The organism is Roseateles chitinivorans, assembly GCF_050632235.1.
In the GTDB taxonomy this organism is placed as follows: domain Bacteria; phylum Pseudomonadota; class Gammaproteobacteria; order Burkholderiales; family Burkholderiaceae_C; genus Roseateles; species Roseateles chitinivorans_A.
This window is the reverse complement of record NZ_CP192584.1, coordinates 4093929-4106106: the sequence shown is the minus strand read 5'-3', so window position 1 is coordinate 4106106 and position 12178 is coordinate 4093929. Positions and strand designations below refer to the sequence as shown.

The window sequence follows — 12178 nt, the reverse complement described above, 5'->3', positions numbered from 1 at the left end:
CGTGCCTGTGGGTGCGATTGGTGCCCCTTCTTCGAGGGACGTGCGGCGGGAGTGTCGGCGTTTGTTTTGCCGACCGGCAAGTTTAAATGTGTGTCGAATTGATGCGGCGTCAGGCGTGGGAGACCGCCGCGGGATCCGGCGCCTTCGGTCCGCCGACCGCGCCGAGCGCGCCTCCCCAGACGTGATAGAGCGCCTGCAGCACCACGTACTTCAGCATCTGCGTGGTGACGTTGGCGTCCTTTTCGCTGAGGCCGTAGTTCTGCATCAGGGTCGTCGGCAGGCTGGCCACCATGGCCGTCAGGCCGCCGAAGCCGGCGCTGAGGATCGCGTGCGAGGTCCAGCCCACCTTGCTGGCGAAGACGTCGCCGAGCGCCTCGGGGAAGGTGCTCTTGAGGTTCTTGACGTGGGCGCCGGCGCGCGCCGCGGCGCTGAGGATCTGCTCCGCGGCCGGCTTCTGCAGGTGGTCGAGGCAGGCGCCGAGATCGTCCCGCGCCAGTAAGTGCTGGAAGCCGGCACGCCCGGCGCTGACGTCGAAGTCGTTCTTGATGACCCGCATCCCGCCCCCGCCCAGCGGCAGCCCGAGGGCCGGATCCAGGATGCCGTCCATGGCGGCGCGCTTCTCGGGCTGGCCCTTGAGCTCGTAGTTGAGCATCGCGGGGATGCGCACCAGCCCGTTGCGCACGGCGCCGTAGCTCAGGCCCGCCGCCTTCGAGTTGTCGGCGGCCAGGCTGGTCTTGGTGGGCGCATTGGCGCTGGCGAGGGGCTCGGGCAACTGCTCGCCGGGCGGGCGCGTGTAGTAGGCGTCCTTGAAGGTCTTGCCCGTGGCGGCGCCGGAGGCGACGTCCAGCATCGACAGCGCGAAACCCATCAGCGCGCCGGTGATGAGTGCTGGCACGGCGACCGGGAGCGAGGGCATCGCTTTCATCAGGCTGGTCAGGGTCAGGTCCGCGAGCTTGAGGTTGGCCGGAATGGTGCCGAGGTTGAAGCCGCTGGCCGAGGCCATGCCGTGCATCATCGCCGTGCCCTGGTCGCGCCACTGCACCTGCTTGAGCACGGAGACGAAGTCGTCGCGGTTGTGGATGCCGCGGGACTCGAGCACTGCGGCCTGCTGGGTGGCCAGCCGCTCGAGAGCGGGGATGTCCTCGGGGCCCTGGCGCATCGCGCTGAGCAGGTAGGCGACGCAGCCGGTGACGTCCTCGGGCAGCTTCTGCGCGAGCGAGCCGATGTCGATGCGCGGGTTGACGTCACGCGGGCTCGGCACGGTGGCCGCGCTCAGCGAGGCCAGGCCGCCGGGCGCGCGGGGACCCGGGTCCGCCTCCGCGCGGGGCAGGGGATCGAATGAGCCCGGCATGCCGCGGGTGAGCTGGGTGATCTCGTCGTGCGTCTCGCGCGGAAGCGCGGACGAGTGCCCGGTCTCGGTGGCCGCGCTGCGGCGCTGCTCGGTGATCGAGGGCGCGCCGCCGCTGGTGCGCAGGGCATCGCTGGCGAGCGAACTGCTGCTGCCGTTGAGGTTGGGGGTCAGCGGCGTCATCGGGATGTTCTCGCCGCTGCCGTGCGGATCGGCGGCCCGTCCGGCGCCGCCGCTGCTTGCGGACGACGCCCGGCTGAGCACCTTGGGCGCCGACTGGCGCGGCGGCGTGGACGGCCGAGACCGCACGGGCGCCTCCGATCCGCCGTCGGTCTTCGTCGCATCGCGGGAAGATCGACGCGACGACAGGCCCTCGGGCAGGATGTGCTCGCTTGAGGACGGCTTGGACGGGGTCTCGACGACGGCTGGCGTCATCGGCGTCGCCTGCGTCTGCGGCCCGGTGAGCGTCTCGGCCGACGGAGGAGGGACGTTGATCGCGCGTGCGGTGGGAATGGTGCTGCTCATGACGCCTGGCGTGCCGTTACATCGATGCGGCATCGTCGGCAGTGCGTCCCCCGTCGGAGGGCCGGATCCGAACCGGTGCCTGCGGATGCGAAGCGAGGTCGCGCAGCGCCGCCGCCAGCGTCGGGAAGCGGTAGACGAAGCCGCCCGCCTGGGCGATATGCGGCACGACGCGCTGGCCGTCCAGCAGCAGCGTCGACATCTCGCCCGCGAGCCAGCGCAACGGCGCCGCCGGCATCCGCATCCAGGCGGTGCGACCGAAGGAGGCGGCCAGCACGGCCGAGAACACGGCCTGCGAGCAGCGGTCCGGGGCCACCGCGTTCACGGCGCCGCGCACATCCGGGCGTCGCAGCGCCCAGTCGATGAAGCCGACGGCGTCGTCCAGGTGGATCCACGGCACCGGCTGGCGGCCGTCGCCCAACTGCGCGCCCAGTCCGAAACGCGCCGCCAGCGCCTGCATCGGATAGGCACCGTCCTCGCGGCCGAGGATCACGCCGAAGCGCAGCCGCACCACCCGCATGCCGACCGTTTCCAGCCGCATCGCCTCATGCTCGATGGCGGCGCAGAGGTCGGACTGGAAGACGCCCGGTTGCGCGGGCGAGGCTTCGTCGCACAGCGCACCGGCCTCGGGCGCGCCGTAGAAGCCCACCGCGGACGCCGCCACCAGCACCTGCGGCGGACGCTCCAGCCGGCGCGCCAGTCGATGGAGCTGCTCGGTCAGTCCGGTGCGGCTCTCCATCAGCTCGCGCCGCCGTGCGCGGGTCCAGGGACGGCCGAGCACGCGGGCGCCGGCGAGGTGGACGATGGCCTCGATGCGGGTCTCCGCGGCGATGTCGTCGAGCGTGCCGATCACGGCGATGTCCGCGCTGAACTGCAGCCGCGCCTGCTTCGGGTCGCGCGACAGCACGATCAACCGGCGCCCCTGCGCCCGCAGCCGGCGCACCAGCGCCTGGCCCACGAAGCCGGTCGCGCCGGTCACGAGCACCGCCGACGCATGGCGCGGTTGCAATGGTCGGGCCGGCTGGTCCTCCAACGCGGCGGCTTCGCGGCGCAGGCGTTGCACGGCCAGCACGTTGCGCGCGCTCCAAGCCCACACCACGATGGCCATGGCGGTGAAGAGCCATGAGACCGGACCGCGTCCGGCGGCTTCCAGGCCGGTGGGCTCCTGCCACCACGCGAGCAGCCGCGGCCCCATCAGGCCGAGGAAGAGCCCGTAGCAGACCGTCAGGACCGTGTGCAGCCAGCGCTCGAAGGGCGGCAGCTGACGCGTGCGGTCCTCCTCGAGGAAGTCGGTCAATGTGATGAGCACCTCCACGCCCAGCACCGCGGCGACGACCGCGGCGAGCGCGCCGTGCCACGACCACCAGGCCAGTCCGAGGAAGAGCGCGCCGTAGAGCGCCTCGCGCCCCGCGTGCAGCGCGAGTTCGCGCCGGGCGCCGCGCCGTTGCGGCAGCCGCGCGGCCCATTCGTGGTGCCAGAGGTTGTCGAACGCGCCGAGCAGCGCCTGGCCGATGAGGACGGCATCGAGGATGTGCATGTCAGGACTCCTGGACCGGGTCGACGGGATCGATGGGATCGATGGGATCGATGAAGACGCCGGTCTGTTGAAAGGTCAGGCCCCAGCGGGCATGGGTCATGGTCAAGGTGAACCGGAAGCGGCCGGCGCCGAGGTCGCGGTGCTCGACGCGGCATTGGCCGGGGCTGAGCAGGTCGGGCAGGCGCAGGCGGACCGGTCCGAGACACCAGAGGTAGTGACGGCTCCGGAAGACCAGGGCGCCGTCGTCCTCCAGGACGTCCAGCGCCATGGCCAGCCCGCCGCGTGTGCGCTCGAGCACACCGGGGCCGGCCGGATGCGCGCGCTTGACGGACTGGACGACCCGATTGCCCAGCCGACGGGACCAGATGACGCCGCCGCGGCCGTCGGGGGTGACGGCGACTTCGGCCGGCAGGCCCTGGGCGCGGTCGGGCGTCAGCGGTCCGCGCAGCGGCCAGGCGAGCCAGGCCAGCGCGCGGCCCAGCCGCGAGCAGTGCAGGTCCATCCGGCCGGCGTAGCAGACCGGCTCGGCATGCGTGCCGAAACGGCGCTGCACCGCTGCGGGCAGTCGCGCCCAGGCGTCGGCGCCCATCAACGCGGGCAGGTCGAGGGGGCCGGTGCCGTTGCGGATGCCGGTGCCGAAGCCGGGACCAGCGCGGCCAACCGGGACCGGAGGTGGAGCGGGGCGCGGAAGAGGGTGTTCATGCCTCCTCTATCGCGAGAAACGGGCCACCTTGGAAAAGCGTCTAAGTCGTTGATTCCATTGAGCGCCAAACCATGAGCTGTATTCGTCGTATACAGTGGTCGCCCTGTCGACTATCTACGACGTATACACATGCTGCTGCGGGTGACGATGGGGATGGCGCTGGCCGAGACGCTGCTGCTGGCGGGCGTGCTGCTGGCCTGGGCCGACCGGGTGGCCGGTGGACGGCTGCTGGCCGCCTTCCTGGTCGGCATCGCGGTCTGGATCTCCGGCAACGAGTTGCCGAACTGGTTCGGGCCGGGCGTCGAGACGCTCTCGCTCCACGTGCTGGCGACGGCGCCGCTGTCCGCCGCGGTGTTCTTCCATTTCTGCGTCGTGTTCTGCCGGGCGCCGCTGCGCCGGGGCTGGATCACCGCGGCCTATGCGCTCGGGGGCGTGGCGGTGCTGGTGTCGCAGGTGCTGGTGCCGGCGCATTTCGTCGACCACCCGGACGTGGGCCGCCTCGCGCTCGCGGAACCCGCCGCCGTGATCACCAGCCTGTCGTGGGTCGTGCTCGGACTGGGCGGCGTGGGCGTGCTGCTGCACGCGCTGATGCGTCCGCCGACCGATGGTCGCGGACCGGCGCGGGGCCAGGTCGCCGCCGTCACGGCGTCGTGCCTCTGGGGACTGGCCTGCCTGGGCGGTTACGCGATCGCGCTGATGGGCTGGCCGGTCTATCCGTTCCCGCTGCTGGCCTTCCCGCTCTATCCGCTGATGCTGGTCTACGGGATCCTGCGGTATGGCGTGTTCGTCGCGAACGCGTGGGCCGGCAAGGCGCTGGTGTGGACGCTGCTGCTGGCGTCCGGCATCGCGATCGTCGGGCTGATGCCGCTGGTGCTGCCGTTCGAGTCGCGCTGGCTCAGCGGCCTGGCGGTGGCCGCCGGTTGCCTGGCGCTGAACGGCCCGGTGCGGCGCTTCGTCCAGCGCCTCATCTATCCCGGCGGCGAGGTCAGCGCCTTGGACCTCGGCCGTTGGCGCGACACGCTGCAGGCGGCTGGCAGCCTTGAGCGCCTGGGCGCGGAGGCCTCGGCGCTGCTGACCCGGCGCCTCGGGACGCCGGTGGCGGTGATCGTGCAGGAGGAGGCCAGCGCGGCGATGGCGGCGAACGCGGCCATGGGCACGAGTCCGGGAGCTGGCGTGGAGGAGGGCGCCCTCGTCGAGCGGCCGCCGACGGACCGACCCGCCCTGACGATGCGGCGCGACGGCCCGTCCTGGACGCCGCGCTGGACGGCCTGGGAGGCGGCACCACCCGGACAACGCCACGTGGCGGAGCTGTTCGCGACGGTGCTGGCCGATGCCGCCGTGCGCGTCGAGCAGGCGCAGCAGGCCGCGGCGCGTGAGCGCGACCGCCAGATCCAGGCACGCCTGGCCGAACTGGGCGCGCTGGCCGCCAGCGTCGCGCACGACATCCGCAATCCGCTCAACATCATCGGCATGGCCGTGGCGATGGCACCGACCGAGACGCGGCAGGAAGTCGGTGCGCAGGTGGCGCGGATCGCGCACCTGACCAGCGACCTGCTGGACTACGCCAAGCCGTGGAAGCTCCAGCGCGAGCGCTTCGAGCTGCGTTCGCTCGTCGAGTCCCTGATCCGACGTCAGGCCGGCGCCCGGCTGTCGCCGGCATGGCCCGCCGAGTGGTGGGTGCAAACGATCGACCCGAGGCGCCTCGAGCAGGCCCTGATCAACCTGATCGAGAACGCGCGCGGCGCGTCGGCGGCGGGCTGCGAGATCGACATCGATCTCGATGGCGGCGATGGACCGGCAGCCGCTTCCGACGGCGCCATGCTCCGCCTGCACGTCTGCGACGACGGCGCGGGCGTCCCGCCGGAACTGCGCGACCGCCTCTTCGAGCCTTTCGCCTCGCGCAGCCCCGGCGGCACGGGGTTGGGGCTGGCGATCGTCGCGCGCATCGCCGAGGCGCACGGCGGGCGCGTCGCGCTGACCGTCCGTCCGCCCTGGACCACCTGTTTCACGCTGGAGCTGCCGCGATGAGTGCCTCTTCGACATCCCGGACGCCCCCGGCCTCCGGCCGCATCCTGCTGGTCGACGACGAGCCCGCGTTCCAGCGCCTGGGCGGCGGCTTCCTGCGCAACCTGGGTCACGAGGTCCTCACCGCCGGCGACGGCGACGAGGCGCTGTCGGCTTTCGCGCGCGAGCAGCCGGACCTGGTGCTGCTGGACCTGGCGATGCCGCCGAGCATGGATCCCGAGCAAGGCCTGACCCTGATCCCGCGCTTCGCCGGCGTGCCAGTCGTGGTGCTCACCGGCCACGCCGAACACGAGCTCGCGCTGCGCGCGGCCGACCTCGGGGCCTGGGACTTCCTGGCCAAGCCGATCGATCCCGACCTGCTGCGTTTCGTCGTCGACCGGGCGCTGCGCAAGCGCAGGCTCGACGCGGAACTGGCGCAGCTGCGACGCCAGCAGGGCGAGGACTCGATGGGGTTGGTCGGCCAGTCGGCGGTGCTGCAATCGTTGCGGGCGATGATCCGACGCGTCGCGCCGACGCGGGTGAACGTGCTGGTGCTCGGTCCGACGGGGACCGGCAAGGAACTGGTCGCGCGGGCCCTGCACGAGCAGGGGCCGATGGCCGCCGCGCCGTTCGTGCCGGTCCATTGCGGCGCGCTGTCGGCGGAACTGCTGGAGAGCGAGCTCTTCGGCCATCTGAAGGGCAGCTTCACCGGCGCCTACCGCGATCAGCCGGGGCTGGTCGAGGTCGCGCGCGGCGGGACGCTGTTCCTCGACGAGGTCGGCGAGATGCCGCCGGCGATGCAGGTGAAGCTGTTGCGGTTCCTGCAGGAGGGCACCTACATGCCGGTCGGCGGCCGGGTGACCAAGACCAGCGAGGTCCGCGTGGTCGCGGCGACACACCGCGACCTGGAGGCGATGGTGCGGGCCGGCGAGTTCCGCGAGGACCTGTACTACCGGCTCAAGGGCGTGGTGCTGCGCACGCCGGCGCTGTCGGAACGCCGCGGCGACGTGCCGGTGCTCGCGGCGAGTTTCGCGCGGCAGCGCGGCGCGGGCATCGCGGCGGGCGCGATGGGATGGCTGGCGGCGCGCGAGTGGCCGGGCAACGTGCGGGAGCTGAAGGCGGTGGTCGATGCCGCGGCCGCATTGCTGCTGCCGGGGCAGCAGGACGTGGATGCCGAGGCGCTGTCGCTAGCGGCTGGTGAAGAGCCGGTCGCGGTGCCGCCGATCGTCGCGGGCATCGATGCCGACGACCGCGGCGGCCTGCTCGACCAGGCGATGACGGAGCTGGAGCGCCGGCTCATCAGCGAGGCGATGCAGGCGACCGAGGGGAACCAGTCCGAGGCGGCGCGGCGCCTCGGGATCTCCCGGGCGGGGCTGATCAAGAAGCTCGGGCGCTTGGGGCTGCGGTGATCCTGACGGTGGGTCAGCTCACCGACGAATCGGGCGGTCCGATGTCGATGGGCGCCTGCTCCGACACGTCCGCAACGCCATTCACCCGTCGCAGCGCTTCGCCCAGCCCTTGCGTGCCGCGACCGGTGATCACGCCGATCGCCTCGAGCACCTGATCGACGCGTAACCCGGCCTTCTCCAGCGCGCGACCTGCCTCGGCGGGGATGACCTCGGGGGAAAGGGTGATTACCCATTCCACCTGGGCGGAGTGTCGGGTCGAGGTCATGGTTGCCTCCGGAGCGGATGCTGGTGGGAAGGGGGAAGCCTGCATTGTCGCTCCGGTGGGAGCGCCTCCGGGGGAAACCGGCTGGCGACTTCAGGGCGCCTGCACCAGACCGGCGCCGATCCGGGATGGCGGGAACAGGGGCAGCTTCCGCGCGGTATCGCGCAGTCGGTTCCAGAGCGCCACCCCACGCAATCCCGGATGGGTCTGGGCCCACAGGGCGGCGCAACCCGACACGTGCGGCGTGGCCATGCTGGTGCCACTCATCGTGGCGTAGCGACGCGGCATCGGCGCGGCGGAAAAGATGTCCCGCCCTGGTGCCGCGATGTCGATTTTCCCGAAGTTCGAGAAGGACGAGGGCTGCAGATTGGGGTCGAGCGAGGCCACGGACATGATCGTCGGCGAATTGGCTGGATAACCGGTGGGGCCGCCCGCGTTGCCGGCGGCGGCGATGATGAGCAGGCCCCGGTTCAGCGCGGCCTGGCCCGCCGCGGTATAGGCGGCCTGCACTGGGCCTTGGCCGCCCAGCGACATCGAGATCACTTCGCATCCATTCGCGATGGCCCAGTTCATCCCGGCCAGCACGCTGCCACCGACGCTACCGCCGGAATTGCTCAGCACCTTGCCGACGTAGATGGTGCCGCGGAACGCGATGCCGTAACGCGGTGTCGTGCCCGAGGGCGCCTGCGGGCCGAGCGCCGTGCCGATGCAATGCGTGCCGTGGCCGTGTAGGTCCTGTACCGGTTGACCGACGAACGTGTTGGTAACGAGGGCGCGTCCGACGAAATCCGGGTGGCCGATGGCAAAGCCGGTATCGAGCACGGCCACCTTGATGCCGGTGCCATTGCGCGTACTGGCAGGTACGCGGCAGGCGTTGAGGCCCCAGGTATTGCCGGCGACTTCGGCCTGTTCGCCGGGAGCGCCCGGCGACGGCACATCGCCGGTGCTGAGGTCCCTCGCGATGGTTTCAGCGGCTCGAAGGAATCCGCGCAGATAGTCCTCGCTGCCGGCAGGGAACACGAAGTACTCGGGCTCGACGATCTGCATGGGGTCGTCGGCGCCAGGCTCCGACATGGCCTCAAGACCGTGAGCCAAGGCGGCGGGAGCGCCGATGAGCGCGGCACCAATCTCCGGAAAGACGACGGCATCCGCATCTCCGAGCGCCTCCATCTGGAGGGACTGTCCCTCGAAGTCTCGGGCGTCGGCCATGCGCATCGACCTGGACTTCAGGGCCTTGATGCCTTCCGTGATCGCGCCCTCCTTGAAGGTCACGATGTAGCGGCCCGTCTCCATGGAATCGCTGCCGCTGCTCTGTGCTGCCAGCAGCATGTCCTCGATGGAGGTCGATGCCGTAGGCGCCGGCGCGGCAGGAGATGTCTCAGTGATCGCAAGGGGACGTCGCACTTGCATGCGGCGCGATGCGGATTTGGATGTCGCCATGATGCTGCTCCTTGCCCCGGAATGGGGTGTCGCAGTCTGCAATCCGGATCGTTGGCGCCGCATCCATCGCCTTGAGGACGAGGCCTGAATCTTCCCGCTCCGGCCGCGCCCTCGCGGACACGGCCGGGTGATCAGACGTCTGCCCTCAAGCCGCGAAGCCGCCGTCGATCAGCAGGTCGGCGCCGGTGACGAAGCCGGCTTCCGGTCCCGCCAGGTAGCCCACCATCGCGGCGATCTCATCGGCCTTGCCGTGGCGCGGCAGGGCCATCAGGCCGTGCAGGCCAGCGGCGAAGTCGGTGTCGGCGGGGTTCATGTCGGTGTCGACCGGGCCGGGGGCCACGTTGTTGACGGTGATGCCGCGCGGGCCGAGGTCACGCGCCAGGCCCTTCACCAGGCCGACCAGCGCGGACTTGCTCATCGCGTAGACGGCACCGCCGGCGAAGGGCATGCGCTGGGCGTTGGTGCTGCCGATGTTGATGATGCGGCCGCCCTCGCGCATGTGCTTGGCCGCCGCCTGCGAGGCGACGAAGACCGAGCGCACGTTGACGGCGACGGTGCGGTCGAAGTCTTCCAGCGTGAACTGGTCCAGCGGCGCGACAGCGAGCACGCCGGCGCTGTTGACGAGGATGTCCAGGCGGCCGAAGCGCTCGGCGACGCCGTCGATGGCGCGGGTGAGGGCGGCGGCGTCGGTGGCGTCGGCCTTGACGGCGATCGCCTGGCCGCCGGCGGCCTTGATCTCTTCGACCAGCGCTTCGGCCGCGATGGCCGACGCCGCGTAGCCGATGGCGACGGTCGCGCCGTCGCGGGCCAGACGCCGGGCGGAAGCCGCGCCGATGCCGCGGGACCCGCCATGGATGAAGGCGACCTTGCCGGCCAGGACGGCGTTGGTGGAGGTCTTGGCGGAGGTGTGGGTGGCGGTGCTCATGGTGTTTCCTTTCGGAGAGGGGTGGTTGATGGACTCAACTATGGTCGTCGCCACCTGATTGCGGTAGTTGGAAAGGTGCGTGTTCAGTTTCAACCATTGGTATAAGCTGGCGGCATGTCGACCGAACTGAGCAGCACCCTCGATGCCTTCCTCGCCGCCGCCGACGAGGGGAGCTTTTCCGCGGCCGCGCGGCGGCTGGGCCTGACGCCCGCGGCGGTGAGCAAGAGCGTGGCGCAGTTCGAGGCGAGGCTGGGCGTGCGGCTGTTCCAGCGCAGCACGCGCAACCTGGCGCTGACGACCGACGGCGAGCGCCTCTACGCGCAGGTGCGACGGCCGTGGAGCGAGATCGGCGACGCGTTGACCGACCTGAGGCAGGGCGCCGGCAAACCCGCGGGGACCCTGAAAGTCGCGCTGGCCCACACGGTGGGACGCGAGTACTTCGTGCCGATGATGGACGAGTTCGTGAGGCGCTATCCGGACGTCGTGCCGGACCTGCATTTCGACAACCGCCAGGTCGATCTGGTTGCCGAGGGATTCGACGTCGCCATCGGCGGCGGGATCGAATTGACGGATGCGCTGATCGCGCGCGAGCTCGCACGCCTGCGGATCGTGCTCGTCGCCGCGCCGGCGTATCTGGCGGCGAACCCGGTGCCGAAGCAGCCGGGCGATCTGGCGCGTCACCGCGGGCTGCTGCGACGCTCGCTGAGTTCAGGACGGCTGGTGCCGTGGGTCCTCAAGAACAAGGCCGGCGAGGAGGTGGTGGCCAGCGTGCGTCCGGTGATGGTGCTCGACGACCCCGAGGCCATGGGCCGCGCGGCGGCCAGCGGCATGGGCATCGCGTTGCTGCCGCTGCCGCACGCGGTGCCCTTCCTCGAGCGCGGCGAACTGGTGCCGGTGCTGCCGGCCTGGTACGCCGAGGCGCTGCCGCTGGCGATCTACTACACGAGCCGCCGGCTCGTGCCGGCCAAGGTGCGGGTGTTCGTCGATCACGTGATCGAGCAGTTCAAGGCCAAGGGGTATGCGGCGCGGTTCAAGCAGGGATGAGCGCGCTCGGGGGCACGCGAAGGAGGGCGCTCAGGTCGAGCGCTGCAGGAAGCGCTCGATCTCGCTTGCGATCAATCGCGGCTGTTCATGCACGATCCAGTGCGTGGCGCCGGGCACCTTCAGGAGTGCCATCCGCGGCACGTAGTCGTCGAGCCCGTCGAGCAGCCCCGGCAGCAGCGCGGTGTCGTCGAGCGCCCAGAACACCAGCGTCGGCATGGTCACCATCAGCCGTTCGCGCGGGAGCACCGGGATGCTGTCGACGGTCTGGCCGGGCAGCGGCGGCTTCATCGGCGTGACGCGATAAAGGTTGCAGGCGCCGGTGAGGCCGGCGCGCCAGACCTCCCGGTACTGCGCCTTGAGATCCTCGGTGAGCCATCCGAAACCGTCGGGACCCGCCTTCATGTGGGTGAAGAACGTCCACAGGCGCTGGAAGTCGTCTTCGGCAAGCAGCGCCTCGGCATCGGGCCGGGCGAGGAAGTTCATGTACGCGCTGGCCTCGCGCTGCGCCGGGTTGTTGCGCAGCTCTCGCGACAGCGTGCCCGCGTGCGGCGAGTTGATGATGACCAGCTTCCCGACCTGATCCGGAAAGGCGTTGGCGTAGCCCCAGGCGAAGGCGCCGCCCCAGTCGTGCGCAACGAGCGCGGCCATCTTGCCGTCGGCGCGCTCGGTGGCGACGAGCTGCTGGATGTCCTGCACCATCAGCTGCGCCTTGTAGGCGGCGATCTCGGTCGGCGCGCTCGACCGTTCGAAGCCGCGCAGGTTCGGCGCGATGCAGCGATGGCCGCCGTGCGCGGGATCGGCGAAGAAGCTCAGCAAGTCGTCCCAGATGAACGCCGCCTCGGGGAAACCATGCAGGAAGACCATCAGCGGCCGGCCCGGTTCGCCGGCGGCGCGGCAGCTCAAGGTGATGCCGTTGGGCAGGTGGCGTTGGAAGGTCTCGATCATGCGGCGGGTCTCCGAATCGTGTCCCGCCCTGGAAGCTAT

Annotated in this window: 10 protein-coding genes; 3 read left to right on the top strand and 7 right to left on the bottom strand. The window is 71.0% G+C overall.

Annotation, left to right across the window (positions count from 1 at the left end):
• Positions 1-109 precede the first annotated feature (109 nt).
• From ACQ859_RS18615 to ACQ859_RS18605, 3 genes are read right to left on the bottom strand one after another with little or no spacing between them, the layout of a single operon-like run.
• Positions 110-1873, bottom strand: coding sequence for a hypothetical protein (locus ACQ859_RS18615; RefSeq protein ID WP_431262173.1), 1764 nt, complete (start codon positions 1871-1873; stop codon positions 110-112).
• 16 nt (positions 1874-1889) lie between these two features.
• Positions 1890-3407 (bottom strand): TIGR01777 family oxidoreductase, encoded by a 1518-nt coding sequence (locus ACQ859_RS18610; RefSeq protein WP_431262172.1) that lies wholly within the window; start codon positions 3405-3407, stop codon positions 1890-1892.
• A 1-nt stretch (position 3408) separates the two neighbouring features.
• Complete coding sequence (locus tag ACQ859_RS18605) at positions 3409-3996, bottom strand: DUF4166 domain-containing protein (RefSeq protein ID WP_431262171.1); 588 nt, start codon at positions 3994-3996, stop codon at positions 3409-3411.
• Between the two features lie 243 nt (positions 3997-4239).
• On the opposite strand from ACQ859_RS18605, the gene ACQ859_RS18600 reads away from it, so the two are divergent.
• Positions 4240-6138: a sensor histidine kinase gene (locus ACQ859_RS18600; RefSeq protein ID WP_431262170.1), complete on the top strand. Its 1899-nt coding sequence runs from the start codon at positions 4240-4242 to the stop codon at positions 6136-6138.
• Positions 6135-7523: a sigma-54-dependent transcriptional regulator gene (locus tag ACQ859_RS18595; RefSeq protein WP_431262169.1), complete on the top strand. Its 1389-nt coding sequence runs from the start codon at positions 6135-6137 to the stop codon at positions 7521-7523. The genes ACQ859_RS18600 and ACQ859_RS18595 overlap by 4 nt, the downstream gene beginning before the upstream one ends.
• Before the next feature lie 13 nt (positions 7524-7536).
• On the opposite strand, the gene ACQ859_RS18590 is transcribed toward ACQ859_RS18595, so the two are convergent.
• The 3 genes from ACQ859_RS18590 to ACQ859_RS18580 form a co-directional block, all read right to left on the bottom strand.
• Positions 7537-7788: a hypothetical protein gene (locus tag ACQ859_RS18590; RefSeq protein ID WP_431262168.1), complete on the bottom strand. Its 252-nt coding sequence runs from the start codon at positions 7786-7788 to the stop codon at positions 7537-7539.
• A gap of 90 nt (positions 7789-7878) precedes the next feature.
• Positions 7879-9225, bottom strand: a complete 1347-nt coding sequence (locus tag ACQ859_RS18585) for a S8 family serine peptidase (protein ID WP_431262167.1) — start codon at positions 9223-9225, stop codon at positions 7879-7881.
• Between the two features lie 145 nt (positions 9226-9370).
• Positions 9371-10150: an SDR family oxidoreductase gene (locus ACQ859_RS18580; protein ID WP_431262166.1), complete on the bottom strand. Its 780-nt coding sequence runs from the start codon at positions 10148-10150 to the stop codon at positions 9371-9373.
• A gap of 114 nt (positions 10151-10264) precedes the next feature.
• Here ACQ859_RS18580 and ACQ859_RS18575 point away from each other — a divergent pair, with 114 nt between their 5' ends.
• Entirely contained in the window at positions 10265-11194 is a 930-nt protein-coding gene (locus ACQ859_RS18575; RefSeq protein WP_431257193.1) for a LysR substrate-binding domain-containing protein, read from the top strand.
• 30 nt (positions 11195-11224) lie between these two features.
• Here ACQ859_RS18575 and ACQ859_RS18570 read toward each other — a convergent pair whose 3' ends face one another.
• Positions 11225-12139, bottom strand: coding sequence for an alpha/beta fold hydrolase (locus ACQ859_RS18570; RefSeq protein ID WP_431262165.1), 915 nt, complete (start codon positions 12137-12139; stop codon positions 11225-11227).
• Between the last annotated feature and the right edge of the window lie 39 nt (positions 12140-12178).

Bases quoted from the DNA above. Each gene is read 5' to 3' on its own strand.
- ACQ859_RS18585 (WP_431262167.1), bottom strand. From the start codon at position 9,225: ATGGCGACATCCAAATCCGCATCGCGCCGCATGCAAGTGCGACGTCCC.
- ACQ859_RS18610 (WP_431262172.1), bottom strand. From the start codon at position 3,407: ATGCACATCCTCGATGCCGTCCTCATCGGCCAGGCGCTGCTCGGCGCG.
- ACQ859_RS18595 (WP_431262169.1), top strand. From the start codon at position 6,135: ATGAGTGCCTCTTCGACATCCCGGACGCCCCCGGCCTCCGGCCGCATC.
- ACQ859_RS18570 (WP_431262165.1), bottom strand. From the start codon at position 12,139: ATGATCGAGACCTTCCAACGCCACCTGCCCAACGGCATCACCTTGAGC.
- ACQ859_RS18590 (WP_431262168.1), bottom strand. From the start codon at position 7,788: ATGACCTCGACCCGACACTCCGCCCAGGTGGAATGGGTAATCACCCTT.
- ACQ859_RS18580 (WP_431262166.1), bottom strand. From the start codon at position 10,150: ATGAGCACCGCCACCCACACCTCCGCCAAGACCTCCACCAACGCCGTC.
- ACQ859_RS18575 (WP_431257193.1), top strand. From the start codon at position 10,265: ATGTCGACCGAACTGAGCAGCACCCTCGATGCCTTCCTCGCCGCCGCC.
- ACQ859_RS18600 (WP_431262170.1), top strand. From the start codon at position 4,240: ATGCTGCTGCGGGTGACGATGGGGATGGCGCTGGCCGAGACGCTGCTG.
- ACQ859_RS18615 (WP_431262173.1), bottom strand. From the start codon at position 1,873: ATGAGCAGCACCATTCCCACCGCACGCGCGATCAACGTCCCTCCTCCG.
- ACQ859_RS18605 (WP_431262171.1), bottom strand. From the start codon at position 3,996: ATGGGCGCCGACGCCTGGGCGCGACTGCCCGCAGCGGTGCAGCGCCGT.